This is a genomic window from Micromonospora sp. NPDC050187, from assembly GCF_044459745.1.
Lineage (GTDB): Bacteria > Actinomycetota > Actinomycetes > Mycobacteriales > Micromonosporaceae > Micromonospora.
The window spans coordinates 136,750-162,360 of the sequence record NZ_JBITJH010000010.1; the positions used below are offsets into that span (position 1 = coordinate 136,750).

Here is a 25,611-nt window from a genome sequence, read left to right on the forward strand (position 1 = left end):
CTGCACTCAGCCCTTTCGGCCCGGGGTGGTGATGCCGTCGGTGTCGGGCCGTCGCGCGAGCGCGGGAGAGGCCCCCGGACATCGGTGTGGCATCGTTACCACAACGGCGTGAAACATAGCCCGCCAACGGGAGGGTCTGTCAAGAGTCGATCGGCGTATCACGATGGCTCGCTGCCGGTGCGCACCGGCCGGTCGGGCGTCGACAGGCCGTACCGGGCGCGGTGGGCCGCCCAGCCGGCGGCGACCGCCGACCACGTCGGCTCGTCGAGTCCGCCGGGGTCGAACTCCATCCGGTCCACGTAGTACAGCGCCGGCACCCCCAGTTCCGGCGCGGCCACGGCGTACGCGGCGAGTGCCGCCCGGTCCGGCAGGCACCAGCCGTCGGTGTCCACCAACAGCTCGGGGCAGGCCGCCCGCACCACCCGGGCCCGGTAGGTCATCTGCTCCACCACCGCGTCACCGGTCGCCTCCGGCAGCGTGCGCCCGTCCGGGTGGTCGAGGTGCAGGACGTCGTTGAGCCGGATCATGTCCGTCACGTCGAGGAAGCCCGGATCCGGGGTGTGCGTGACGATCAACGAGGCCGGTTTGACGCGCTTCGCCGCCCGGTAGACCACCGCGAGCAGTTCGTGCAGCAGGTCGAAGCCCCAGGACGGGCCGGCGTGCAGCAGACCCGTCCCGGAGGGGGTCCGGCCGATGAAGTCGATCTTCAGCCCGTCGGCGTCCAACCCGTCCGGGCTGAGCATCCGCGCGACGGCGTCCTCGATGACCGCGCGACCCAGCGGGCTCTCCGGGTCGATCGCCACCGGGGTGCCCTCGGGATCCCGGACGCACGCCTCGGCCGGAACGCCCTCCGGGTCCCACGCCTTCCACCACAGCAGCACCCGCTGCCCGGCGGCGTGCCGGCGCGCGATGAAACCGGGCAGGTCCGGCCACTTGCCGGGGTCCGGGTGGCAGGTGGCGTACCGCTCCTGCCACTTGTCGTCCACCGTGATCGTGCCGGGCACCAGGCCCCGTCGCTCCAGGGTGTCGAGGAATCCCTCGTACCGGTCCTGCCTCGACAGTTCGGGTGCCCGGGAACCGTCCTCGACGGCCAGGGCACACTGCGCCCCCCACCCGCAGAAGATCGGCTGCCGCCAGTGGTCGGCCACCGGGCGGTCGGCCACCGCCGGGGCCAGCCCGCGCGCGGTGAGTTCCGCCCGGTAGCGGCGTAGCCCGTCGTACGGGTCCGCCGCCCCGAACAGCAGCAGCACGGTCGGGGTGGTGAACGTTCCGTCGACCCGGGTGTGCCCCTGGTACTCGCAGCGCACGCTGAACCCGCCCGGCGTCGGGTCGTAGCCGAACTCGACGAAGGAGCGTCGCGCGGCGGCCAGCCCGAGCATCAGCCAGGGACCGGACGGCAGGTGACGGTCGTCGTCGGCCCGTTCCCGGGACAACCCGAAGCACGTCGGCGCCGGGGTGAACAGCCAGCGGCCGACGCCCGGTTCGCCGCCCTCGCCGTTGACGCTGATCACCGCCGGCTCGACGGCCGGTCGGGCGGTACGCCACGGGTGGTCGGGGTTGGGGGAGAAGACCGTCCGGTGGGCGGCCCCGCTGGGCAGCAGGCCCTGCGGCAGGCGTGCCCCACCGAGCAGCCGCACCGTGCCGAGCCGGCCCTGCCCGTGCACCGTCGCGTGGCAGCCGATGGCGTCCGGCCGGAACTCGACGACCTGCTCCCGTCGCGACCAGCGGGTGCTGACGCAGGTGACGGTCAACCGGACCAGCCCGTCCCGGCACTCGTGCGTGACCGACTCGACGCGGACCGTCTCGTCCGGCCCGTCCAGGGTGTCCGCCGAGGCGAGCAGCCGCAACCGTCCCCACGACCCGCCGTCGCTGCCGGTCACGTCCGCCAGCAGCCGGGCCCGGTTGATCGTCGCCGTGTAGTGCGGAGCCCGGATCTCCAACCGACCGTCGACGTCGACGGCCACCACCGGCCCGCTCATCGCAGGTCCACCAGCGCCTCGGCCTGCTGGCCGAAGTCGCGGTCCCCGGCGGTCAGGTTGACCGCCAGGCGGACCCGCCGCTGTGGTGGCGTCCCGACCGGCGGGACCACGGTGAACGACAGGGACGCCGCACCGAGTGCGTCGACGGTGATCTCGCGCTGGCGCGGTGCCACCTTCCACCCGTCCGGGGCCACCAGGTCCACCAGCAGGGGGCTCCGGCGGCGGAACGGGTTGTGCACCTCCACCTCGAAGGTCAGCGCCTTCCCGCCGGTCGTACCCGACCGGTACGGCATGATGCGCGCCCCGAACCCCTCCGCGCCGAAGTCGACCTCGTCGAGCGGGAGCAGCGTCCGGTGCAGCCGGGCCAGTTCCTCGCCCCGGGCCAGCAGCATGTCCAGGTAGGCGTCGTCGACCTGGCGGGGCATCCAGTGTCCGCTGATCAGGAGGTCCGGTGCCAGTCGTCGGTACAGCAACGCGGAGTCGACGAAGTCGTCGATGCGGAACCGGTTGCGGTACTGGAAGTTCAACACCTCGACGCGCCGCCCGTCGACCCAGCCGCCGTCCTGCTGGTCGCCGGTGGCCACCACGGTCTGGCCGTCGACGGTGAACGCGACGGCGACGGCGTACAGGGTGTGGCCGGGCAGCGGGTACATGGTCAGTTCGTACTCGTGCCAGCGCACCGGGACGCCGGTCGGCACCACCCGGTGCACGGCGATCGGGTCGTACCAGAGACACGGCAGGTCGTACCGGAGCGGGTCGCCCAGGACCGGCGCGATGGTGTCGGCCGCCCAGATCCGGGTGCCCTCCACCTCGTGCAGCAGGTTGAAGCCGGCCACATGGTCGTCGTGGTAGTGGGTGGGCAGCGCCACCTCGATCCGGTCGATGCCGTACGTGCGTTTCAGGGCGTCCAGCGAGGCGAGCCAGGGCCGGCGCGAGGAGCGGTCGGTGCCGACCGGCAGCCCGGTGATCGTGTCGAAGCCGTAGTCGATCAGGAGGGCCGCGCCCGAGTCGGACAGCAGCGCGTAGCTGGTCGCGTGCGAGGTGCGGTTGCGCAGCAGGTGCGGAGAGACCTCCTCGTACGGCTGCCGCAGCCACGCCGTGAGGTCCCAGGGCTGGTCGCGGCGGAAGTCCACCAGGGCCTGGAGGTTGTGCCGGGTCTGCGCGATCGCGGTCGCCGGTTCGGTGACCGGCCGCCCGTGCGAGGGCAGCACCAGGTCGGGAGCCCGTTCGGCGAGCAGGTCCAGGGAGAGCACCGAGGCGGCCGCCCCCTCCAGAGCGCTGTAGCCCCACTGGAGCGCCGAGGCCGACCAGATGGTGCCGGGGCCGTGCAGCAGGTCGCCGGTGAACGCGATCCGCTTCCCGTCCAGCTCGGCGAGGTAGCTGACCGATCCCAGGGTGTGCCCCGGGGTGGGCAGGGTGGTGATGTCCACGCCGCCGAACCGGGCCGTGCGGTAGTCGGGCACTATCCCGTGCACCGGCACGTCGTACAGCAGGGAGAACCGGTCCTGGCGCAGGTCGTAGTAGTTGTCCAGGGTCCGGGTCTGCCAGTGCGTGCCGACGTCGGCGAACAGGTCCCGCTCCGAGGAGGGCACCCAGATGCGGATGCCGGCGGCGGCGGCGCGGGCCAGCCCCTGGCCCTGGTCACGGTGGTGGTGGGTCATCAGGACGTCGGTGATGCGCTCGACGCCGAAGTCGGCCAGATGGTCCAGGACGCGGCCCGACCCGAAGTCGATCGCGACCGCGTCCGGACCGCTGACGAGCAGGTAGACGTTGCAGGTGTCGTGGTAGACCCGCACGCTGTCAGTCAGACGCATGTGGAAACGATTCCACAATACATCGATCAGTGGAACTGGCCGAGTCGCCGATTGCGTGTGCGGACCATCCGCCGCCCTGATGTCATCCCTTGCGCCCCTGGGTGGCCACACCTTCGATGAAGTACCGCTGGCCGAAGCTGAACAGCAGCAGCATGGGCAGGGTGACGAGCAGCGAGGCGACCATGACGTACTGGTAGTCGCCCTGTCCGCCGGCGCTCGGGCTGTACTTGGTCATCGCGTACGCGATGCCCAGCGGGGCGGTGAAGTCCTCGACCGACTCGCCGTTGAGGTAGATCAACGCGCCCTGGAAGTTGTTCCAGGCGGCCTGGAACTCGAAGAGGAACACGATGATGAAGGACGGGATCGACAGCGGCATGGCGATGCGCCAGAACAGCTGCCAGTAGCTCGCCCCGTCGATCCGGGCCGCCTCGAACAGCTCCCGGGGCAGGCTCAGGTAGAACTGCCGTTGCAGGAAGATGTAGAAGGCGGAGCCGAACAGGTTGACCCCGAACAGCGGCACCCAGGTGCCGAGGAGACCGGTCTCCTTCCAGATCAGGTAGGTCGGGATCATCGTGACCGAGCCCGGCAGCATCATCGTCCCGAGGACGAGCCCGAACAGGATGTTGCGGCCGGGGAACCGGAAGTAGGCGAACCCGAACGCCACCAGCGAGCTGGAGACGGAGACCGCCGCCGCCGCGAGCAGAGCGATCGACACGCTGTTGAACATCCAGCTCAGCAGCGGCAGCTCGGCCCAGACCTGGACGTAGTTGCCCCACTTCCAGGTCTCCGGGATCAGGGAGTTGTCGAAGACCTGGCTGGCCGGCTTGAGGCTGGCCGCGATGAGCCAGACCAGCGGATACAGGAAGAGCGCGGCGAAGCCGACCAGGACGGTCGTCAGCAGGATCCGGCCGACGGTCCACCTCGTCGGGCGTCGCTCCTCCGGCGTCCGGTCCACCGGGGGTGCGGCGGGGCCCAGCGCGGACGTCGGGGCGGTCCCCGGACCGACGATGGCCATCAGCGGCCTCCCTCGTAGTACACGAAGCGGTTACCGACCCTGACCTGGATGAACGTCAGGATCATGAGGATGACGAAGAGCAGCCAGGCCATGGCGGCGGCGAAGCCGAAGTTGAACTGCCGGAAGGCCTCCTGGAAGAGGTAGACCGCGTAGAAGAGCGACGCCTCCGGAGCGGGGTTGGACTGGTCCCGCCAGAACAGCAGGTAGGCCTGGTCGAAGACCTGGAAGGCGGCGATCGTCAGGATGATGACGTTGAAGAACATCGCCCCGGAGATCATCGGCAGGGTGATCGAGAAGAACCGGCGGACCGGGCCGGCGCCGTCCAGCGAGGCCACCTCGTAGAGTTCCCGGGGGACGTTCTTCAGCGCCGCCAGGAAGATGACCATGGTGCCGCTGACGCCCCAGAGCGCCATCAGCACGATGGAGGGCTTCACCCAGTCCGGGTCCACCAGCCACTGCGGGCCGGAGATCCCGACCACGCGGAGGCCCTCGTTGATCGCTCCGGTGTTCCCGTTGAGCAGCAGCAGGAAGATCGACGCGGTGGCGACGGTCGGCGTCATCTTCGGCAGGTAGTAGACCGTCCGGAAGAACCCCGACCCGCGCCCCACCCGGTTCAGCAGTCCGGCCAGCAGGAGCGCGAAGGCGATCTCCAGGGGCACCGCCAGCAGCGCGTAGAAGAGGGTGTTGCCCAGCGAGGACGCCACCCGGGGGTTCTCCAGCAGCGCCTCGTAGTTGCTGGTCCCGGCCGGCCGGACGACGTTCGTCGCCAGGTTGTAGTGGCTGAACGAGATGACCAGGCTGTAGATCATCGGCCCGGCGGTGAAGATGAGAAAGCCGACGATCCAGGGTGAGATGAAGAGGTAACCGGCCACCGCCTCCCGGCGGTTGAACCTGCGCCTCCTGGCGGGTCGCGTCGATCCGGGCGGACGGGTGCCGGACTCGGGCGACGCGAGAGTGTTGTCTGTCATCGAACGCCTCCGTGATGTGCCGGTTCGGGCCGGCCCGGGTGGTGCGCGGGTGCCCGCGACGGGGTGTGGCGGGCCCGTCGTGCCGGACCCGCCACACCCTCGTGTTCCGGAAGCGTCAGCCGCCGGTGACGGTCTTGTACGCCTGCATCGCCGCGCTCTGCGCGTCGGCGAGCGCCTTCTGCGGCGGCTTGTCGCCGAGCAGCGCCGCGGTGATCGCGTTCAGCAGTTCCTGCTTGATCTGCTGGCCGGCCGGGGACGAGCCGTAGCTCTTACCGGTGCCCACCACGTCGTAGTAGGTGCTGATCACCTTGTCGAAGCCCTCGTTGCCGCTGGGCGTGACGTACTTCTCCCGGATGGACTTGTCGGCGGCCGGGGAGCCGGTGAACAGGCCGGTGTTGATGGAGTTCTTCTCCTTGACCGTCGCGGCCCGCGCCTCGGCGGCGGCCATCCAGGAGCCCTCCTCGGTCAGCGCCAGCGCCCACTTGCACCCGGCGCTGGGGTTCTTGGCCTTGGTGGGGACCACGAACGCCGAACCACCGGCCATCGAGACCGGGTTGCCGGTCTTGTCCTTGAACGGCACCGCACCCAGCTTGATCTTGTCCTTGTACGGCGAGAGGACGTTCGGGTACCACTGGGCGTCGACTTCCGCGCCGACCTGGTTCTGCACGAACTGGTTCTTCTCCCCGAAGGTGTCGAACGAGTCGGTGAAGCTCTTGTACTTGGCGAACCCGCCCTGCGCGTCGGTGATCCGCTTGAGCAGTTCCAGGGCGTAGACGTTGGCCGGGTCGTCGAGGGTGGGCACCCCGTTCTCGCCGCTCAGCTTGCCGCCCATGCCGACCACCCACAGCTCGGCCTGGCCGGTCGCCTGCGGGTTGAAGCCGAGCGTCGCCGGCACGTCACCGTTGGCCTTGTACATCTTGGCGATCGCGCCGAGGAGCTTGTCCGGGTTGGACGTGTCGATGTCGGTCTCCGGCACACCGGCGGCGTCCATCACGGTCTTGTTCAGCAGGATGGCGGTCGGCTGGTAGAACTGCGGAACCGCCCAGACCTGGTTCTTGTACGACACGTCGTCGACCACGAAGGGGTAGAAGCGCTCCCGGGGCGTGACCTGGTGGGTGGTGTAGCACTTGTCCAGCGGCATGATGACGCCCTGGGCGGCGTAGGTCGCCACGTACTGGCGGTCCATCTGGACGACGTCGGGGACGTTGCCACCGGCCAGCCGGGTGGTGAACTTCTGCGCGTCGAACCCGGTCTCGTCCATCTCGATCGTGACGCCGTCGAGTTGCTTCGCGGCGTACGCCATCCGGGCCTTGCCGACGTCGTCGGCGTTGTTGAAGCCCCAGGCGTTCAGGGTGCCGGTGGGCTTGGCGTCGAAGGCCGCGGCGCCGGTGGCGCCGGTGTCGTCGTCGGACGATCCACAGGCGGTGGTGGCAGCCAGGACGGCGGCGATGCCTGCGGCAATGAAGGCCGATCGCCTCATTGTCATCGAGGTCCCTTCACATGGCATACGGGTTCGGCGAAGAACCGACCCTCGAGGTGGCGAGGTGGGGGTAGGTGGGTGTCCCGGTAGCGGGCCGTAGTTGCCCGGGGCGGACATGATCCACACCAGGCCGGACCGTATCGGAATGTGACGCCGGGCACAAGATCGGACCAGTGTCGATGGCTACGTGTGCAGCTCGGATCCTGCCCCTGGGCTTGCCGTACTGACGAACGTCGAGTTGGATCGGTATGACATCGTTACCACACCCAAGGGGCCTTGAATGCCGCCCATCCGCCAGATCCTCCTCGTCGGGCACACCCACCACGACGTCGGCTACACCAACAGCCCCCGCATCGTGGACGGTCAGCATCGACACATCGTGACCGAGGTGCTGCGTCTCTGCGAGGCTGAGTCCGGGCCGGACCCCGCCCGGTTCCGGTGGACGTTCGAGGTGGCGCGCCCGGTCCTGCGCTTCCTCGCCGACGCCGAGACGTCCGAGGTGGATCGGCTGCGCCGGTTCGTCGCCGAGGGCCGCGTCGCGGTGACCGGTGGCTACCTCAACATGACCCAGCTGCCGTCGGACGCGGAGTTCGACGCGGCGTACGACGCGCTCGACGCCCTCCGGGCGGCCGGCATCCCGGTGCGGACGCAACAGCACGGCGACGTCAACGGCATCGCCTGGGGCACGGTCGACGCCATGCGCCGGGCCGGGCTGTCCCGGCTGGTGATGGCGCTCAACCCGGACCATGGCCGGGCGCCGTACGAACAGCCGACCGGATTCTGGTGGGAGGGGCCCGGCGGAGGCCGGATCTTCGTGTGGCTCTCCACCCACTACGGCTTCGGCGAGCAGTGGGGGATCATCGACGGCGACGTCGTCGCCGCCGAGCGGCACGTCGCGTCCTTCGTCGAGCGGTTGGCGGCCCGCCCGGACTACCCCTACGACATCGCGGTGGTCCACGCGGCCAACGACAACCGCTGGCCGACCCCGCTGTTCCTGGACGTGGTGCGGCACTGGAACGCGACACCCGGGAACCCGCCGATGCGGACCGCGACCGTGGACGAGGCCCTCGACCTGCTGGAGCCGCAGGCCAGGGCGGCGGACGTCCCGGTCGTCCGGGGAGAGTGGTCGGACTGGTGGGCGCACGGTCACGGCTCCACCGCCCGCGAGGTGGCCGTCTACCGGGAGGCGCGGTCCTTCGCCCGCGCGGCCCAGACCAGCCTCGGGCTGGCCCTGCTGCGCGGCGACGGCAGCCCGGCCCTCGCGCAGGTCCTCGGCTACCGGCGCGGCCCGGTCCGCCTGCGCGAGGAACCCGAGATCGTCGCGGACCTGGCCCGGGTCGACGAGGACCTGTTGCTCTTCGGCGAGCACACCTGGGGCTCCTGGGAGACGTACGCGAAGCCGAACTCGACGTTCAACCACTCCCACTGGAACGCCAAGGCCGGCTTCGCCTACCAGGCCTACGACCTGGCCCGGGACCTGGCGATCGAGGGCATGTTCCGGCTCGCGGCGAGCGGACCGGCCGAGGCCGGGGGACCCGGTCCGCGCGAGGGGATCCTGGTGGTCAACCCCACCGCGCGGGACCGGGTCGAACCCCTCGACGTCGAGGTCGACCGGGTCCGGCGGACCCGCCTCGTCGCCCGGGCACCGGCCTTCGGGACGGCCCTGCTGCCGGTGCCCGCGCCGCTGCCGGAACCCCGACCCGGCCGGGAGGTCACCAAAGGCGTCTACCGGGCCGTGGTGGACCCGACCCGGGGCGGCGTGGTGTCCCTGGTCGACCTCCGTGACGGCCGGGAACTGGTCGACCCGACCGTCGGGCACGGACTGGGCGCGATCGTCCTCGAGCGGATTCCTCCGGGGTGCGACCACCCGATGGTGACCCGGTCACCGAAGGACTTCCACCCCGACAACCCCGGTCCGGACTTCGACCGGCTCGTCGCCGTGGGGGAGGGGGAGCCCGAGATCGCCGAGTCGGACGACCTGGCCACGATCACCTGGCAGGTCACGCCGTCCGGTCTTCCGCCGGCCACGGTCACCCTGACGATCTACCGCGAGGTGGATGTGGTGGATCTCGACGTGCACCTCGTCAAACCGGTCCGCCACGAGCCGGAGAGCGTCTTCGTGGCGTTCCCGTTCGACGTACCGGACCCGGAGTTCCTCCTGGAGACCGCCGGTGCGGTGTACGCCGCCGGCACGGAACAACTCCCCGACACCAGCCGGGACTGGTACTCCGTCCAACACGCCCTCGGCGTGACCAACGCCCGGCACGGCGTCCTCTGGGGCAGCTTCGACGCGCCGTTGGTGCAGGTCGGCGGCTTCCACACCGGCCGGTGGGCGCGCACCCTGAGCACGACCGGCGGACACGTGAACAGCTGGCTGATGAACAACCTGCACTTCACCAACTTCCAGGCCACCCAGGACGGGACCTGGCGCTACCGCTACCGGTTCGCCGCCAGCGGTTCACCGGTGACCCGGGAACGGGTCCGGCTCCACGGCCGTGACCTGCTCGAACCGCTCCAGGCGCGACAGTACGACGGCCCGGTCACCCGGACCGGCGGACTGCGGGTGGAGCCGGCGGACCGGCTGCTCGCCGAGGTGCGGCCCACGGGCGACGGGGCGGTGCGGGTGCGCCTGCGCAACGTCGGTGCCGAACCGGTGGACGCGGCCGTCGACTGGGACGGCCCGGGGGTGATCGGAGGCGGTTCCGTGCGGGTGGACGGGTACGGCGTCGCCGACGTCGTCCTGCGCCGCGCCGAAGCGGCCGACCCGGCGATCCGGCCGGCCGGTGACCCCGCGCGGTAGCGGCGCAGGACGACGTCGGGGAGACGCGCCGGAGGGCGAAAGCGGCGGGGCGTCGAGCGGACGGGCCGGAGAGCCGGTGACCGGGGCGGGGGAGAGGATCCCCCGCCCCGGCCGGGCTCAGCGACCGGTCGGCGTGAGCCGGAGCGTCACCACCTGGAACGGCGTCAACGTGAGGTCGACGGCACTACCCTCGGCCGAGATCGGGGCCAGCGCCGCGATCTCGGCGTCGGACCGTTCGAGCAGGTCGCAGACGTCGACCCGGGCGAGGTCGAACGACGCGGTCAGCCGGGCGTGGGCACGTCCGCCGAGCGCCTCGTACAGCCGGACGACCACGTCGCCGGAGCGGTCGTCGGCCAGCTTCACCGACTCGACCACGACAGCCGGGTTCGACACCTCGACCAGCGGGGTGACCGGAGCCGCGCCGGTGTGTCGGCGGGCCGGCAGGTTGATCCGGTAGCCCTCGCGGACCGCGTCCAGGATCTCCGCGCCACAGACCAGCGCGTACCCGAAACGGTGGGTGCCCCGGTCGGTGTCCGGGTCGGGGTAGCGCGGACCGCGCAGCAGCGAGAGCCGCACGGTGGTGCCCCGCGCCCCCAGGCCGTCCCCGGGTGGGTCGCGGGTGACGTCGTGGCCGTACGTGCCGTCGTTGACCAGCGCCACGCCGTACCCGGGTTCGCCGACGTGCAGCCAGCGGTGGGCGCAGATCTCGAACTTCGCCGCGTCCCACGAGGTGTTGGTGTGGGTCGGCCGCTGGAGGTGACCGAACTGGATCTCCGAACTGGAGTGCGCGGCGTGCACGTCGATGGGGAAGGCCACCTTGAGCAACGTCTCCCGCTGCTGCCAGTCGACGTCGGCGGAGAACCGCAGCACCCGCTCGCCGGCCGCCAGCGAGACGGTCTGCACGTACTCCGAGTCCCCGTCGCGGCGGGTCACCCGGACCCGGGCCTGCCGGGGGTCGTCCGTCTCGACCACCAGCTCGGTGACGCCGGTCAGGTCCTGACGCCGGTTGCGGTAGAACTCGTCGACGTCCCACGCGTCGAACCGGTTCGGCGTGTCCGGATGCAGCTGGAGGACGTTGGCCGCCGCGCCCGCGCGGAGCACCTCCCGGTCGGCGACCAGGTCGCGGATCGCCGACACCGTCCCGTCCGCGCCGACGGTCACCCGGAGCAGGCCGTTGTCCAGCACCGTGCCGTCCGGTCCGGTCCGCACCGACACCTCGGGCGCCTCGGCCGCCTCGGGGACGGCCAGCCCGAGGGCCGGCACCCCGGCGTGGTCGTGGGGTGCGGCGTTGCCGGCCAACGGCACCGTCCCGGGGCCGGTCAGCGCGGTCAGCGCCGGCCCGATGAGCGCCTCCAGGCGCTCGGCCAGCCGCGCGTACGTCTGCCGCGCCTCGCGGTGCACCCAGGCGATCGAACTGCCGGGCAGGATGTCGTGGAACTGGAGCAGCAGGGTGTCCTGCCAGATCGCGTCGAGCTCCTCGTACGGGTACGGGTGTCCGGCGCGCAGCGCCGCCGTCGCGCACCACAACTCGGCCTCGCGGAGCAGGTGCTCGGTCCGCCGGTTGCCGCGCTTCATGGCGGACTGGCTGGTGTAGGTGCCACGGTGGAACTCGAGGTACATTTCGCCGCTCCACACCGGCGCGTCCGGGTACTCGCGTTCCGCCTCGGCGAAGAACTCGGCGGGAGGCCGGACGCGGACCCGGGGCGATCCCTCCAGGTCGGCGACCCGACGGGCGGTCTCCAGCATCTCCCGGGTCGGGCCGCCCCCGCCGTCGCCGTAGCCGAACGGCAGCAGGGAGCGGGTGGACCGTCCGTGCTCGGCGAAGTTGCTCACCCCGTACGCCAGTTCCCGCCCGGACAGCTCGGAGCTGTAGGTGTCGGCCGGTGGGAAGTGGGTGAAGACCCGGCTGCCGTCGATGCCCTCCCACCAGAACGTGTGGTGCGGGAACCGGTTCGTCTGGTTCCAGGACATCTTCTGACTGAGGAACCAGCGGAAGCCGGCCAGCCGGGCGAGCTGGGGCAGCGCCGCGGAGTATCCGAACGAGTCGGGGAGCCAGACCTCCCGGGGCTCGACGCCGAACTCGGCGGCGAAGAAGCGCTTGCCCTGGGTGAACTGGCGCACCATGGCCTCGCCACCCGGCATGTTGGTGTCCGACTCCACCCACATCCCGCCTACCGGGACAAACTGTCCACTCGCCACCTTCTCGGCCACCCGGCGGTAGACCTGGGGGTGGTGCTGACGCGTCCACGCGTACTGCTGGGCGGAGGAACAGGCGAAGACCAGATCCGGGTACTCGTCGGCGAGCGCCACCACGTTGGAGAACGTCCGCGAGCACTTGCGGATGGTCTCGCGGACCGGCCAGAGCCAGGCGGAGTCGATGTGGGCGTGACCGACGGCGTAGACCTGGTGGGCGCTCGGCACGGCGGGGGCAGCGAGCACACCGGCCAGCCGGGAGCGCGCGGCGGCGGCCCCGCCGGAGACGTCGGCGACGTCGAGGTCGTCGAGCATCAGTTCGAGGGCGCGGTGGATCTGGTGCCGGCGCGGGTCCGTCTCGGCCAGGGTGAGGGCCAGTTCGTGCAGCACCTTGACGTCCAGGACGAGCGCGTGCACCTCCTCGTCGAGGACCGCGAGCTCTGCCCGGTCGAGCCGGTAGAGCGGCAGGTCGGGAGCCGTCTCCCGGTCCCCGAGCGGGGTGACCACCCCGGTGAAGCGGGGATTGGCGGCGGCTTCGACGTACACCTCGACCCGCTCGCCCCCGGCGGCCGGCCGTGCGACCGGCACGTAGGCCGTGCGGGGCTCGATGCCCTTGATCGGGGTGCCGTCCGCCGTGTACGCCAGCCCCTCGGACCGGAACCCCGGCCCGGCCTTCTCGAAGCCGAGGTCCACGAGGAGTTCGACCCGACCGCCGCGCATCCGCTCCGGCACCTCGCCGGTGAAGCGGAACCAGGTGGTGCTCCAGGCCGGCCCCCACGGCTGGCCCACCGTGAACGGCTGGTACGCCAGCGTCAGCCCCTCGCGGGCCGGTATCGGCTCGCCGGGCAGGTGCGCCGCCTCGACGTGTACCGGTTCGACGTCCCGGTAGATCGCCGGGACGAGCCGTTCGTCGAGCGCGCGTTCGATCCGTTGGGTCAGGCTGGACAGCGACCGGTGCATCCGGAAACTCCGCGAGGGGTGTCGGGGACCTCGATGTGGGATCGTGGCCACACGGCGAATCATGTGGGCGCATGTCTATGTCATGCGACGCGGAGAGTCAACGGTCTGGTCAGGATGACGCCCGTCGGGTAGCTTCGGTCCCTTGCGGACGGGGCACCCGGACGCGGGGGTTCCCCGGGTCAGTGCGCCGGCTGGGGTGGCGGGGCCGTGGACCCCCGCGAGGTCACCGTCGCCGAGAGCAGCACCGTCCGCGCCGGCGCGAGCGGCGACCGGATGCGCTCGAAGAGCTGGGTGACGGCCGCCTCGCCGAGGGCGACCGGGTCCTGGGCCACCGCGGTCACGCCGGGCCGGACCAGGCTCATCCACGGAACGTCGTCGAAGGCCACCAGGCTGAGCTGGTCCGGAATCGACAGACCCAGCTCGGCGGCGGCCCGCCAGACGGCCTCCGCCAGGACGTTGTTGGCCGCGAAGATCGCCGTCGGCGGCTCGGCCCGCCCGAGCAGGACGTGGGCCTCCTTGCGGGCGGCCTCGACGTCCCACCCGGCGCGCACCACGAGCGAGTCGTCGGCCGGCACCCCGGCGGCGGCGAAGGCCGCCCGGTAACCGGCGAGCCGGTTCTGGCCGGTGGTCCAGTGCATCTCGTCGATGACCAGCGCTATCCGGCGGTGGCCGAGCTCCAGGAGTCGGGCGGTGACGTTCTGGGCCGCGCTCTCGTTGTCCACCATGACCGCGTCACAGGCGCCGGCGGCGAAGCGCCGGTCCACCTCCACCACCGGGATCTGCTGCCGAATCAGGTAGGTGCTGACCCCCGCCGAGACGGGTGTGACGAGGACCCCGGCGACCCGGAGCGCCACGAACGCCTCGGCCACCTCCGCCTCCACCTCCGGGGAGCCACCGCCGTCGGCGAGCATCATCGTGTACCGCCGGTCGCGTGCCTGCTGGCTGATGCCGGCGGCGAGCCCGGCGTAGAAGGGGTTGTTCAGGTCCGAGACCAGCACACCGATCGACTGGCTGGCCTGCTGGCGGAGGTGCCGGGCGGTCGCGTCGGGCACGTAGCCCAGTTCGCGGGCGACCTCTCGGACCCGGTCCCGGACCATCGGCGCCACGTAGCCGCGACCGGTCAACGCCCGGGACACGGTCGACCGGGACACCCCGGCCGCGTCGGCGACCTCCCGGATGGTCGGCCGCCGGGCCGGATCGAACCCCTCGGGCGCCGCCAGCCCGCTCCTCACCTGATCACCTGTCCGCCTCGGTCGCGTCGGTCCTGCGTCGGTCACGCCCACCAGTGTCCCGCGCACCGGCTCCGGAAAGCGCATTTCGCGTGATCGGCGGCCACGTGCCCCGGGGCACAGTCTGCGCTCGCGGGGAGTCGGGCGCAAACCCGCCGGGGCGCCTGCCGTGGGCCGCTCTGATAACGTTCCCACATGTCCGCCGCCCCACCGTCCGCCTCTCCCGCCGGCCGCGGTGCGGCACTGCCGCTGCGGGGCACCGTCGAGGGTTTCTACGGCCCGCCCTGGTCACCCGCGGAGCGCTTGGCCCACCTGGAGTTCTCCGCCCTCGTCGGCCTCAACACCTACGTCTACGCGCCGAAGAACGACCCCTACCACCGGGCGCGCTGGCGGGACACGTACCCGGCCGACGAACTCCGCCAGCTCGCCGCACTGGCCGAACGCGCCCGCTCGCTCGACATCCGCTTCGTCTACGCGATCAGCCCCGGGCTCACCATGCGGTTCGCCGACGACGCGGACCACCGGGCACTGGCCGCGAAGACCGCTGCCCTGTGGGACGCCGGAGTCGAGTCGTTCGCGCTGTTCTTCGACGACGTGCCGACCGAGCTGAGCCGGCCGGAGGAGCGGGACCGCTGGCCCGGCGCGGGCGCGGCGCACGGCGAGGCGTGCACCCGGTTCGTCGCCGACGTCCTCACACCCCGGGGCATCCGGGAGCCGCTGCTCGTCTGCCCGACCGACTACGCCGGCACCGACACCTCCGCCTACCGGCAGCAGTTCGCGGAAACCGCCCCGCCGGAGGTCGTCGTCGCCTGGACCGGGCCCGACATCGTGGTCGGCGCGATCACCCGGGAGGACGTCGACCGGGCGGCGGCCAGCTACCGGCGTCCCCTCGTGCTCTGGGACAACTACCCCGTCAACGACTACGAGCCGAGCCGGCTCTTCCTCGGCCCGCTCACCGGCCGGGCGACGGACCTGGCCGGCTCCGCCCTGGTCGGGGTCCTCGCCAACCCGATGGTGCAGGCCGTGCCGTCGCGCATCCCGCTCGCGTCCGTCGCCGACTGGGCGCGCGACCCGGGCCGGTACGACCCGGCGGTATCGGCCCGACGGGCGCTGGCCACCGTCGCCGGAGCCGGGGCGGGCCACCTGGAACCCCTGGTCCGGGCCTGTAGCGCCTGGCCGCCGAGCGCGGCACAGGATCCCGAACTGCTCCAGGCGATGGACGACGCCCTCGCCGGGTCGCCGGCAGCCCTGGACGTGCTGACCACCCGGCTGGACGAACTGGCCCGGGGCTGCGCGGCGGCGGCCGAGCCGGAGCCGCTGGTCACGGCCCTGCGGCCGTGGCTGACGGCCGGAGCGTCCGGCGCGCGGGCCGGCCTCGCCGCCGTACGCCTGCTCCGCAGCGCGACGTCGGACCTCCTCGCCGAGGGAGGTTCGACCACCGGGCGCCCGACGGCCACCCCGACCGCGTCCGACCAGCGGATCGAGGCGCTGCGGGAGGAGGCCGGCCTGGCGCTGGCGGAAGCCGAGAGCCACCACGCCAACCTGCTGCGCCCGGTGATCCCGCCCTTCGTGCGGGAGGTGCTGCGCCGGACGGCCCCCGCCCCGGCCGGCACCGACGCGAGGCCGTACGTCCTGCTGGTCACCGGCGACCGACCCACCGCCGGTGACCAGGTCGTCGCCGGGCTGTGCGAGCGGCACGGGTACCGGGTGCGTCCGGTCGGCACGCCGTCGGTCGCCGACCTCGATCAGGCCGTGGCGGTGGTCGTCACCCGGGGCGCCGACGGCGACGCGATCGACGCCGTGGCGCGCGTCGGGGTGCCGCTGCTGGCCTGGCACGGGCTCGTCCCGCTCGGGCTCGCCCGCGGCAGCGCCGTCCTGCTGCTGCACGACAAGATCCGGATCGTGGCGCCGGACGACCCGGTCGCCGCCGGGTTCCACGGCCACGTACCGGTCTACCGTGGTCCCGGGAAACTCACCGTCGCCGAGATCGGGCCGCAGGCCAGGGTGGTGGCCCGGGTGACGGACGAGGACCGGGCCGCCCTCTTCCACTACGCGGCCGGCGCCGAGCTGGCCGACGGGTCGCCCGCACCCGCGCGCCGGATCGGCGTCTTCCTCAGCGTGGACGGACCGGCCCCGTGGCTGGTCACCCCCGAGGGGCACGCGCTGGTGTCGGCCGCCGTGGACGCGCTGTTCACCCGGATCCCCCGCCAGGCCGGCCCCGCCGCTGTCCGGTCGCCGGTGGAGCGGCTCGGTGCCCCGGCCGGGACGCCCGAGGGGCGGTCGACGCCGGCCGGCGGCTGACGGGGGCCGGACCACCTCGCCCCGCCGTACCCCTCAGATCGCCTCGACGATTTCCGCCAGGGTGTCCGGCGCACCGACGTTGCCCGGCACGATCACGCAGGTCGCCGCGGTCACCGTGCGGTCCAGGTCCCAGACCGACACGCCGGGGAGCACCTGCCCGCGTACGGTCGCGGCGTCCGCGCCGAGACCCGTGCCGAGCACCTCGGCCGAGGTGATCCCGCCCTTGGTCACCACCACGCGTGCGGTGCCGGACAGCTCGCGGACCACCGTCGTCAACGCGGTCATCACGGCTTCGCCGTGCGCCAGCGTGTCGTGATGGCTGCGGCGCACCCGCTCGGAGCCGACCACTGCGATGCCGTCCGTGGTCAAGGCCCGTCCGGCCGCCGCGACGACGGCCCGCCCCGCCGCCACCGGGTCGCGCAGCGCGGCCTCGGTGTCGACGGTCAGCGGGGCGACGCCCCGGCGTCGGCACAGTTCGGCCAGTTGGGCGGTCGCCCCCGAGGTGTGCGAGCCACAGACGACCAGGACCGGCCCCCGGCCGCCGTGCACCGGCCGGGGCAGCAGACCGGTGCTGACCGCGCCGGCACACCGGGCGGCGAGCGGCGCCGCGCAGCGGACCACCACGGACCGGCCCTGCTCCCGCGCCGCGCGCAGTCCCCGGTGGACCAGGTCGATGTCGGTGTCGGTCTCGGCGTCCGGGGCCACCACCTCCCGGCCGGGTGACGCCAGCAGGGCCGCCGTCACCGCCGCGCCCCGCGAGGCCCGCAGCTGGTCGACCGGCACCGACACGGCCTTTCGGGCACCGATCTCCCGCACGTAGCCGACGAGGTCACCGTGGTGGAACGGGAAGACCGGGTCGGCCGCGTACTCCGTCCGGTGCGCGGGGATCCGCTCGCCGTCGACCAGCACGTAGTGCGTCCCGTCGAGGGTGGTCCGCCCACCCGCCGGGAACGCCGGCAGGAACAGGATCGGCGTGTCGTCGCCGGTGAAGACGTCGGTCTCGGTGAAGACGTGCCCGCGCAGCGTCGAGTCGCCGCGCAGCACCACGTCGACCCGCTCGCCGAGGGCGGCGGAGGCGGTCTCGGTCTCGGCGCGGATCCGCCGGCACAGCGCCACGGCGGTCGCCGCGTCGACCGCCCGGGAGTTGGTCTGCAGGTAGACCGCGTCCACGGCGCGCAGCGTCTCGGTCAGCCGGTCGGCGTCCCAGCGCAGCAGCACGCGGACCCCGCTGGCCGACTGGGTGCCGGTGGGGTCGTCGTCGAGTACGACCGTCTTCGCCACGTGGCCCTCTTTCCCGTCAGCTCGCCGGGTACCGTCTCGTCGCCGGAGCGGCTCGGGTCGGAGCCTTCCGGGCACGGCGCACACGCTAGCCGATCGGCAGCGGCGCGGCGCCCCGACCGCAGCACGACCACGGCCCGGCGTCCCGGCAGAACGACCGGCGGAACCTCGTGCGGAAGACGCGCTCCCACGCATGGTGAATTCACAAGCGACTCCCCAGATCATGAGGCTGAGCTGGGGAGACGCCGTCAAGATCTGGGCGGACGGCGTCCGCGAGTCCGAGCTGGACACCAACGTGCGGATGATCGGGACGCCGACCGCCTGGGCCGCCGGATACGACGGCACCGGGGTGAAGGTCGCGGTGCTCGACAGCGGCATCGACGACAACCACCCCGACCTCGCCGGAAAGGCTTCGCCGGCGTGCGCGGCGGCACGCCGCGTCGGACCTCGGTGCCGGCGGTGCCGTGCTCAGGACGGGGCCTTGACCTGGCCGTCGTAGGCGATGCTGCGCCACAGGTCGAACTGCCGGTCGTTGCCGACCAGGGGGCTGCCCACCAGCGCCACCGCGGCGTGCACCTCCTCGTTGGTGGTCAACTGCCGGAAGTAGCCGGGGCCGACCAGGGCGATGCCCCGGTTCGTGGACTGGATCAGCCTCATGGTGTCCTTCCAGGGGTTGAACGGCGGCGGATTCGTCGGGTTGACGTAGGTCAGCGGGTTGATCCGGCGACCCGCCGGATCGATCATGTGCCAGTGCAGGTGCGGACCGGTGGAGGAGCCGGAGCCGGGAGCGCCGGCCGCGCCGCCGGACCTGCCGACGATGGCCCCCGACGTCACCGAGGCGCCGTTGGCGAGCAGGAACTGCGACAGGTGCATGTACTGGCTGCGGTATCCGTCCGCGTGGTGGATCGTGACGGTGTGGCCGCCGGTGCCGTTGTTCGGGATGTTCGAGATCGTCCCGGCTCCGCAGGCCGGCAGGTTCGTGCCGACCGGCATCGCGAAGTCGATGCCCCCGGCCGAACCGCGGTCGAGGTGCTCCTGCCAGCCGTCCGTGATCCGGTAGCCGCTGAACGGGTTGTAGATCACCGGTGCCGCCAGTGCGGGACCCGCCGGGAGCAGACCGCCGAATGCGGCGCCTCCGGCCACCGCCGCCGTCCCGAGCAGCAACTCCCGGCGGCCCACGGTCGGCGGGCGACCGTCGTCGCCCCACCCGGGCTGGGCGTCATCCGTTGCCATTGACTGCCATCCCTCCTCGCGTCGAGCGCCACACGGGCGTCCGTCGGAGACCCTGCGGCGAGACGGCACCAAGGGCGACCTATATGTACAGCAGTGGATGCGTCATGGTCAACGGTCGGGGGGCGTCGGGATCGTCGTCGATATCGACGGTGATCGTCCGGCGGTATGGTCGTCACCTGTCTCGATCTCTGATCAGCCCGGAAGGGAGCTCCATGAGGAGCATCGTTTCCCGTGTCCTCGCGGTGGCGGGCCTGGCGCTCGCCGCCGTCGCGGTCCCGGTGGTGCCCGCGGTCGGCCCGGCCGCGCTCGTCACGCCGGCCCAGGCGGCCGGCCCTCGGCCGGACTTCCAGCTGCCGTTCCCCTGCGGGGAGTCGTGGCGGTTGGCCACCTACTACGGCCACGACGACTACGACATCGACATGACCTGGAACGGTGGCGCCTCCAGCGGCCGGCCGATCCTCGCCTCCGCCAGCGGCACGGTGGTCTTCTCCGGCTGGGGCAACGGCGGGGGCTGGTACGTCGTCATCGACCACGGTGGCGGCTGGCGGACGTCCTACATGCACATGATCGAGACCCCGCCGGTCCGTGCCGGCCAGTGGGTCGCCACCGGGCAGCAGATCGGCCGGGTCGGCAGCACCGGCAACTCCACCGGCCCGCACCTGCACTACGAGCAGCTCCGGGACGGGGTGAGGAGCGAGGCGTGGTTCAACGGTGTCCCGTCCGGCATCACCTCGGACGGGAGTCCGCACACCGGCCCGCTCTACGTTTCCGGGCCCGTCTCGGCACCACGAAGCGTGGTCAGCAACAACTGCGGTTCGGCGGCCCGGCAGGTGTGGGAGGCGGCCAGCAACGCCGGCTGGCGGGCGCTTCCGGTCAGCGGCGCGGCCGGCCCGGTCGTCGGCTCGGCCACCGCCGCGATCGAGCTGAACGGCGTCAAGATCGTCTACACCGTGCAGGACGGCCGGGTGTACGAGGCGGCCAGCAACACCGGTTGGCGCAACCTCTGGACCGGCATCTCCGGAGTGAGCAACTCGGCGTTGGCGGCGATCGCCGTGAATGGGGTGAAGTACGTTTACACGGTGGTCGGTGGTGTGGTGCATGAGGCGTCGAGTGCGAATGGTTGGCGGAATCTGAATTCGGGGATCTCGGGGGTGAGTGGTTCGGCGTTGGCGGCGATCAGCGTCAGCGGGGTGAAGTACGTTTACACGGTGGTCGGTGGTGTGGTGCATGAGGCGTCGAGTGCGAATGGTTGGCGGAATCTGAATTCGGGGATTTCCGGGGTGAGTGGTTCGGCGTTGGCGGCGATCAACGTGAACGGCGTGAAGCACGTCTACACCGTGATCGGTGGTTGGGTGCACGAGGCGGCCAGCAACACCGGTTGGCGGAATCTGAATTCGGGGATCTCGGGGGTGAGTGGTTCGGCGTTGGCGGCGATCAACGTGAACGGCGTGAAGCACGTCTACACGGTGGCCGGCGGTGTGGTGCACGAGGCGGCCAGCGACAACGGCTGGCGCAACCTGAACTCCGGCGTACGCGGTTCCACCGTCTCCGCCCTGACGCTGGGCGGCGTGAAGCTCCTCTACACCGCCTGACGGCCGGTCGGCGGGCGGGGCCGGAGCACGACCCCGTCCGCCTGGTCGCCGTCCGGTTCAGTCCTTGAGCGGGTACGGGATGAAGGTGCTGCGGTTCTCGTCCAAGTCGAGTCGCCGGCTGATCGGCGGTGCGGCCCGCTGGGGGCAGCTCATCCGCTCGCAGGTCTTGCAGCCCGGCCCGATCGGCGTCGCGGCCTCGGCGGCGTGCAGGTCCATCCCGGCCGAGTAGACCAGCCGGCCGGCGTGCCGGATCTCGCACCCCAACCCGATCGCGTAGACCTTGCCCGGTTGGCCGTAGCCGCCGTGGTGGCGGGTGATCGTGCGGGCGATCCAGAGGTAGCGCTGGCCGTCCGGCATGGCGGCGACCTGCGTGACCACCCGTCCGGGCGAGCTGAACGCCTCGTAGACGTTCCACAGCGGACAGGTGCCGCCGGTGCGGGAGAACGGGAAACCGGTGGCCGACTGGCGTTTCGACATGTTGCCGGCCCGGTCGACCCGGACGAACGAGAACGGCACGCCCCGGGCCCGGGGCCGCTGCAACGTGCTGAGCCGGTGGCAGACCGTCTCCCAACCCATCGCGAAGTGCTCGGTGAGCAGTTCGATGTCGTACCGGCGGTGCTCGGCGGCGGCCAGGAACTGTCCGTACGGCAGGATCAGCGCCGCGGCGAAGTAGTTCGCCAGACCGACCCGGGTGAGGATCTGCGTCTGGGTGTCGTCGAACCGCTCCTCCTCGACGATTTCGTCGATCACGTCGGCGTATTCCAGCAGCGCGATCTGCGCGGCCATCCGCATGGCCTCCTGCCCGCCGCGCAGCGACGTGGACAGGTGCAGGGTCTGGGTCTGGGGGCGGTAGCGGTGCAGCTCGCCGCCGAGTTGGCCGGCGGCCTCGCGGGAGACCCGGATCCCGTGCCGCTGCGCCAGCCGGTCCCGCAGGACGGCGCGGACCTCGCCACGGCGCAGCCCGATCCGCGCGGCCAGCTGCTCCGCGGCCTCGTCCAGGTCGGGCACGTAGTTCTGCCGGCGGTAGAAGAACTCGGTGACCTGGTCGTGTGGGCTGCGGCCGACCAGGTCCCGGTCGCCGACCAGCTCGGCGAGCTGCTCGTCGAGCTGCTGGTGGCGGCGGTGCAGCTCGAGCACCGCCTCGGCCGCCTCGGGCAGCCGGTTGGCCAGCTCGGTGAGGTCGGCGATGCCGATCCGGCCGCCCAGCGCCTCCCGCAGCCCGGCCACCAGCCGGGGGGTGTCGTGCGGGGCGAAGACGGTCGGGTCGACGCCGAACACCTCGGTGATGCGCATGAGCACCGGGACGGTCAGTGGGCGGGAGTCGTGCTCGATCTGGTTGAGGTAGCTCGGCGAGATGTTCAGCAGCCGGGCCAGATCCGCCTGGCTCAGTGCGCGGTCCTCTCGCATCCGGCGTAGCCGGGCACCGGCGAAGGTCTTGGTGATCGTCCTCACCTCCCCTGTGTCGGGCCTGGTCCGTCGACATTAACACTGCTGTGAATCAGATCATTCGCAACTTTGCAAAACGGCGTGCGGACTTTTCAATAATTGGCTTCTTCCGCCCCTCGACCCGCCCGGCAGACCCGTGTGACCGTGGGCGGCACACCGACACACCGGCACCCGAGGGGAGCGAGGACCATGCAGACCGCGGTCGAGCAGTTGCGCCACGAATGGGAGAACGACCGGCGCTGGCAGGGAGTGCGGCGCAGCTACCGCGCGGAGGACGTGGTCCGGCTGCGCGGCGCGATCCAGGAGGAACACACCCTCGCCCGGCACGGGGCGAACCGCCTCTGGCGGCTGCTGCACAGCGAGGACTACGTCCACGCGCTCGGCGCGCTCACCGGCAACCAGGCCGTGCAGATGGTCCGGGCCGGCCTGAAGGCGATCTACCTCTCCGGCTGGCAGGTGGCGGCGGACGCCAACCTCGCCGGTCACACCTACCCCGACCAGAGCCTCTACCCGGCCAACTCGGTGCCGGCGGTGGTGCGCCGGATCAACAACGCCCTGCTCCGCGCCGCCCAGATCACCACCGCCGAGGGGGACGGCAACGGGACCGACTGGCTGGCCCCGATCGTCGCCGACGCCGAGGCCGGCTTCGGTGGCCCGCTCAACGCGTACGAGCTGATGACCGCGATGATCGCCGCCGGTGCGGCCGGGGTGCACTGGGAGGACCAGCTCGCCGCCGAGAAGAAGTGCGGCCACCTCGGCGGCAAGGTGCTCGTCCCCACCGGCCAGCACATCCGCACCCTGGAGGCGGCGCGGCTGGCCGCCGACGTGGCCGGGGTGCCGACGGTGGTCATCGCCCGGACCGACGCGCAGGCCGCGACGCTGCTCACCACCGACGTGGACGAGCGGGACCGGCCCTTCGTCACCGGCGACCGGACCGCCGAGGGCTTCTACCGGGTCCGCAACGGCATCGAGCCGTGCGTCGCCCGTGGACTGGCGTACGCCCCGCACGCCGACCTGCTCTGGATGGAGACCAGCACCCCGGACCTGGAGGTCGCCCGCCGCTTCGCCGAGGCGATCAAGGATCAGTACCCGGACCAGCTGCTCGCCTACAACTGCTCGCCGTCGTTCAACTGGCGCAAGCACCTCGACGACGCGACCATCGCCAAGTTCCAGCGGGAGCTCGGGCACATGGGGTACAAGTTCCAGTTCATCACCCTGGCCGGCTTCCACGCCCTGAACTACTCGATGTTCGACCTGGCGCGCGGCTACGCCGCCGACGGCATGCCCGCCTACGTCGGGCTCCAGGAGCGGGAGTTCGCCGCCGAGGCGGCCGGATACACCGCCGTCAAGCACCAGCGTGAGGTGGGCACCGGCTACTTCGACCTGATCAGCACCGTGCTCAACCCGGCCGCCGAGACCACCGCCCTGCGCGGCTCCACGGAAGAGGAGCAGTTCGCATGAGGTACGAGATCATCGGTCCGCTGGCGGACCGCTTCGACGAGGTCCTCACCGCCGAGGCGCTGGAGTTCCTGGTCGCGCTGGACAGCGAGTTCGCCGCCCGCCGGGTGGCGCTGCTGGACACCCGGCGGGCCCGCCGGGCCCGGTACGCCACCGGCCAGCTGCCCGACTTCCTCCCGGAGACCGCGCACGTCCGCGCCGACCCCTCCTGGCGGGTGGCGTCGCCCGCACCGGGGCTGGTCGACCGGCGGGTGGAGATCACCGGGCCGACCGACCGCAAGATGACCGTCAACGCGCTCAACTCCGGTGCCCGGGTGTGGCTCGCCGACTTCGAGGACGCCACCGCGCCGACCTGGCACAACGTCATCGGCGGTCAGCTCAACCTGATCGACGCACTGGACCGGCGGATCGACTTCACCGACGCGCGCGGCAAGCGGTACGCCCTCGGCGCGGACCTGGCGACGATCGTGGTCCGACCACGCGGCTGGCACCTCGTGGAGAAGGGCATCGCTGTCGACGGGCGGCCGGTCTCGGCCAGCCTGGTCGACTTCGGGCTCTACCTCTTCCACTGCGCGCGTCGGCAGCTCGACGCCGGCGCCGGCCCGTACTTCTACCTGCCGAAGCTGGAGACCCACCGGGAGGCGCGGCTCTGGAACGACGTCTTCGTCTTCGCCCAGCACTACCTGGGCCTGCCGGTCGGGACGATCCGGGCCACCACCCTGATCGAGACGATCACCGCCGCGTTCGAGATGGAGGAGATCCTGTACGAGCTGCGTGAGCACTCGGCGGGACTGAACGCCGGCCGGTGGGACTACATCTTCAGCGTGATCAAGAACTTCGGGCAGTGGCCGGACTTCGTCCTGCCGGACCGCTCCGAGGTGACCATGACCGTGCCGTTCATGCGCGCCTACACCGAGCTGCTGGTGCAGACCTGTCACAAGCGTGGCGCGCACGCGATCGGCGGGATGGCCGCGTTCATCCCCAGCCGTGATCCGGCGGTCAACGAGACCGCCCTGACCCGGGTGCGGGCCGACAAGCAGCGCGAGGCCGCCGGCGGGTTCGACGGCTCCTGGGTGGCCCACCCGGGCCTGGTCGGGGTCTGCCGTGAGGTGTTCGACGCGGTGCTGGGCGACCGCCCGCACCAGGTGGACCGCCACCGCGACGACGTGCAGGTCACCACGGCCGACCTGCTGGCCGTCGACAAGACCCCGGGCCAGGTCACGGCCGCCGGGTTGCGGTCCAACGTCGCGGTGGCGCTGCGCTACGTCGACGCCTGGCTCGGTGGCACCGGCGCGGTGGCGCTGTGGAACCTGATGGAGGACGCGGCGACCGCCGAGATCGCCCGCTGCCAGGTGTGGCAGTGGCTGCACCACGGCACCCCACTCGCCGACGGTGGCTGCGTGACCGGGGACCTGGTCCGGTCGATCCTCGCCGAGGAACTGGCCGATCTGGTCGGAGGACGGGACGACACCGGGCGGGAGCGCGCCGAGGCGGCGGCGCGGGTCTTCGAGGACACCGCGCTCGGCGAGGACCTGCCGGCGTTCTTCACCACCGACGCGTACGCCCGGCACCTGGGACCGTCCCACCGGGCCGGTGCCTGACCGGGGACACGACCGGCGCAGGAGCCGGGGAGGGCATCGCCCTCCCCGGCTCCTGCGCGTGCACGCCGTGACCGGTGGCGGATCGAGCCGTCTCGACAGATCAAGTTTTCGCCAAGATTCAGATGAAGGAATTTCATCTCGCCGGGGTGGGTAGCTACATTGCCGCCGTGCGACCGCGCACAAGGGACGTCAGCTCGACACGGAGGGACCGCAACCCCGACCAACGAGGCTTCCCTGCCGGGCCCGGTACCACGACGACCGGAG

16 protein-coding genes are annotated in these 25,611 nt (G+C 71.8%); 6 read left to right on the forward strand and 10 right to left on the reverse strand.

Going from position 1 to position 25,611, the window contains the following annotated elements; all coding sequences use genetic code 11:
* Positions 1-158: 158 nt before the first annotated feature.
* The 5 genes from ACIBJE_RS17825 to ACIBJE_RS17845 all read right to left on the reverse strand — a co-directional run bounded on the left by ACIBJE_RS17825 (position 159) and on the right by ACIBJE_RS17845 (position 7,262).
* Positions 159-1,979, reverse strand: coding sequence for a hypothetical protein (locus ACIBJE_RS17825; RefSeq protein WP_396749511.1), 1,821 nt, complete (start codon positions 1,977-1,979; stop codon positions 159-161).
* On the reverse strand, positions 1,976-3,793 hold the full coding sequence (locus ACIBJE_RS17830) for an MBL fold metallo-hydrolase (protein ID WP_396749514.1): 1,818 nt from the start codon (positions 3,791-3,793) through the stop codon (positions 1,976-1,978). The genes ACIBJE_RS17825 and ACIBJE_RS17830 overlap by 4 nt, the downstream gene beginning before the upstream one ends.
* A gap of 82 nt (positions 3,794-3,875) precedes the next feature.
* Entirely contained in the window at positions 3,876-4,808 is a 933-nt protein-coding gene (locus ACIBJE_RS17835; RefSeq protein WP_396749516.1) for a carbohydrate ABC transporter permease, read from the reverse strand.
* Positions 4,808-5,776: a carbohydrate ABC transporter permease gene (locus ACIBJE_RS17840; RefSeq protein WP_396749519.1), complete on the reverse strand. Its 969-nt coding sequence runs from the start codon at positions 5,774-5,776 to the stop codon at positions 4,808-4,810. Before ACIBJE_RS17840 ends, ACIBJE_RS17835 begins: the two co-directional genes overlap by 1 nt.
* A gap of 115 nt (positions 5,777-5,891) precedes the next feature.
* Positions 5,892-7,262 (reverse strand): ABC transporter substrate-binding protein, encoded by a 1,371-nt coding sequence (locus ACIBJE_RS17845; RefSeq protein WP_396749521.1) that lies wholly within the window; start codon positions 7,260-7,262, stop codon positions 5,892-5,894.
* A gap of 274 nt (positions 7,263-7,536) precedes the next feature.
* On the opposite strand from ACIBJE_RS17845, the gene ACIBJE_RS17850 reads away from it, so the two are divergent.
* A complete protein-coding gene (locus ACIBJE_RS17850) occupies positions 7,537-10,056 on the forward strand; it encodes a hypothetical protein (RefSeq protein ID WP_396749523.1) in 2,520 nt (839 codons plus the stop codon).
* A 117-nt stretch (positions 10,057-10,173) separates the two neighbouring features.
* Here ACIBJE_RS17850 and ACIBJE_RS17855 read toward each other — a convergent pair whose 3' ends face one another.
* Both ACIBJE_RS17855 and ACIBJE_RS17860 read right to left on the reverse strand, forming a co-directional pair.
* Positions 10,174-13,209, reverse strand: coding sequence for an alpha-mannosidase (locus ACIBJE_RS17855; RefSeq protein ID WP_396749525.1), 3,036 nt, complete (start codon positions 13,207-13,209; stop codon positions 10,174-10,176).
* 179 nt (positions 13,210-13,388) lie between these two features.
* A complete protein-coding gene (locus ACIBJE_RS17860; RefSeq protein WP_396749528.1) occupies positions 13,389-14,441 on the reverse strand; it encodes a LacI family DNA-binding transcriptional regulator in 1,053 nt (350 codons plus the stop codon).
* Positions 14,442-14,633: 192 nt separating this feature from the next.
* Between ACIBJE_RS17860 and ACIBJE_RS17865 the strand changes: the two genes are divergently transcribed.
* Positions 14,634-16,739 carry a beta-N-acetylglucosaminidase domain-containing protein gene (locus ACIBJE_RS17865; protein ID WP_396749530.1) on the forward strand — a complete coding sequence of 702 codons (2,106 nt, stop codon included), beginning with the start codon at positions 14,634-14,636 and terminating at the stop codon, positions 16,737-16,739.
* Between the two features lie 33 nt (positions 16,740-16,772).
* Here the strand turns inward: ACIBJE_RS17865 and ACIBJE_RS17870 are convergent, their stop codons facing one another.
* Positions 16,773-18,020 (reverse strand): four-carbon acid sugar kinase family protein, encoded by a 1,248-nt coding sequence (locus ACIBJE_RS17870; protein ID WP_396749532.1) that lies wholly within the window; start codon positions 18,018-18,020, stop codon positions 16,773-16,775.
* Between the two features lie 220 nt (positions 18,021-18,240).
* On the opposite strand from ACIBJE_RS17870, the gene ACIBJE_RS17875 reads away from it, so the two are divergent.
* Positions 18,241-18,516, forward strand: coding sequence for a S8 family serine peptidase (locus tag ACIBJE_RS17875; RefSeq protein ID WP_396749535.1), 276 nt, complete (start codon positions 18,241-18,243; stop codon positions 18,514-18,516).
* On the opposite strand, the gene ACIBJE_RS17880 is transcribed toward ACIBJE_RS17875, so the two are convergent.
* Positions 18,486-19,250 (reverse strand): M23 family metallopeptidase, encoded by a 765-nt coding sequence (locus tag ACIBJE_RS17880; RefSeq protein WP_396749537.1) that lies wholly within the window; start codon positions 19,248-19,250, stop codon positions 18,486-18,488. The genes ACIBJE_RS17875 and ACIBJE_RS17880 overlap by 31 nt on opposite strands.
* Positions 19,251-19,462: 212 nt before the next feature.
* Between ACIBJE_RS17880 and ACIBJE_RS17885 the strand changes: the two genes are divergently transcribed.
* Complete coding sequence (locus ACIBJE_RS17885; RefSeq protein ID WP_396749539.1) at positions 19,463-20,842, forward strand: M23 family metallopeptidase; 1,380 nt, start codon at positions 19,463-19,465, stop codon at positions 20,840-20,842.
* Positions 20,843-20,899: 57 nt separating this feature from the next.
* On the opposite strand, the gene ACIBJE_RS17890 is transcribed toward ACIBJE_RS17885, so the two are convergent.
* The gene (locus ACIBJE_RS17890) at positions 20,900-22,294 is read right to left on the reverse strand and encodes a short-chain fatty acyl-CoA regulator family protein (RefSeq protein ID WP_396749541.1); all 1,395 of its coding nucleotides are present in this window, start codon (positions 22,292-22,294) and stop codon (positions 20,900-20,902) included.
* A 183-nt stretch (positions 22,295-22,477) separates the two neighbouring features.
* Between ACIBJE_RS17890 and aceA the strand changes: the two genes are divergently transcribed.
* Both aceA and aceB read left to right on the forward strand, forming a co-directional pair.
* Positions 22,478-23,749: an isocitrate lyase gene (aceA, locus tag ACIBJE_RS17895; protein ID WP_396749544.1), complete on the forward strand. Its 1,272-nt coding sequence runs from the start codon at positions 22,478-22,480 to the stop codon at positions 23,747-23,749.
* Positions 23,746-25,347, forward strand: coding sequence for a malate synthase A (gene aceB, locus ACIBJE_RS17900; protein ID WP_396749546.1), 1,602 nt, complete (start codon positions 23,746-23,748; stop codon positions 25,345-25,347). Before aceA ends, aceB begins: the two co-directional genes overlap by 4 nt.
* Positions 25,348-25,611 lie beyond the last annotated feature (264 nt).

Coding starts and splice junctions, on each gene's coding strand:
- ACIBJE_RS17825 (WP_396749511.1), bottom strand. CDS start 1,979: ATGAGCGGGCCGGTGGTGGCCGTCGACGTCGACGGTCGGTTGGAGATC.
- ACIBJE_RS17830 (WP_396749514.1), bottom strand. CDS start 3,793: ATGCGTCTGACTGACAGCGTGCGGGTCTACCACGACACCTGCAACGTC.
- ACIBJE_RS17835 (WP_396749516.1), bottom strand. CDS start 4,808: ATGGCCATCGTCGGTCCGGGGACCGCCCCGACGTCCGCGCTGGGCCCC.
- ACIBJE_RS17840 (WP_396749519.1), bottom strand. CDS start 5,776: ATGACAGACAACACTCTCGCGTCGCCCGAGTCCGGCACCCGTCCGCCC.
- ACIBJE_RS17845 (WP_396749521.1), bottom strand. CDS start 7,262: ATGACAATGAGGCGATCGGCCTTCATTGCCGCAGGCATCGCCGCCGTC.
- ACIBJE_RS17850 (WP_396749523.1), top strand. CDS start 7,537: ATGCCGCCCATCCGCCAGATCCTCCTCGTCGGGCACACCCACCACGAC.
- ACIBJE_RS17855 (WP_396749525.1), bottom strand. CDS start 13,209: ATGCACCGGTCGCTGTCCAGCCTGACCCAACGGATCGAACGCGCGCTC.
- ACIBJE_RS17865 (WP_396749530.1), top strand. CDS start 14,634: ATGTCCGCCGCCCCACCGTCCGCCTCTCCCGCCGGCCGCGGTGCGGCA.
- ACIBJE_RS17875 (WP_396749535.1), top strand. CDS start 18,241: ATGAGGCTGAGCTGGGGAGACGCCGTCAAGATCTGGGCGGACGGCGTC.
- ACIBJE_RS17880 (WP_396749537.1), bottom strand. CDS start 19,250: ATGGCAACGGATGACGCCCAGCCCGGGTGGGGCGACGACGGTCGCCCG.
- ACIBJE_RS17885 (WP_396749539.1), top strand. CDS start 19,463: ATGAGGAGCATCGTTTCCCGTGTCCTCGCGGTGGCGGGCCTGGCGCTC.
- aceA (WP_396749544.1), top strand. CDS start 22,478: ATGCAGACCGCGGTCGAGCAGTTGCGCCACGAATGGGAGAACGACCGG.
- aceB (WP_396749546.1), top strand. CDS start 23,746: ATGAGGTACGAGATCATCGGTCCGCTGGCGGACCGCTTCGACGAGGTC.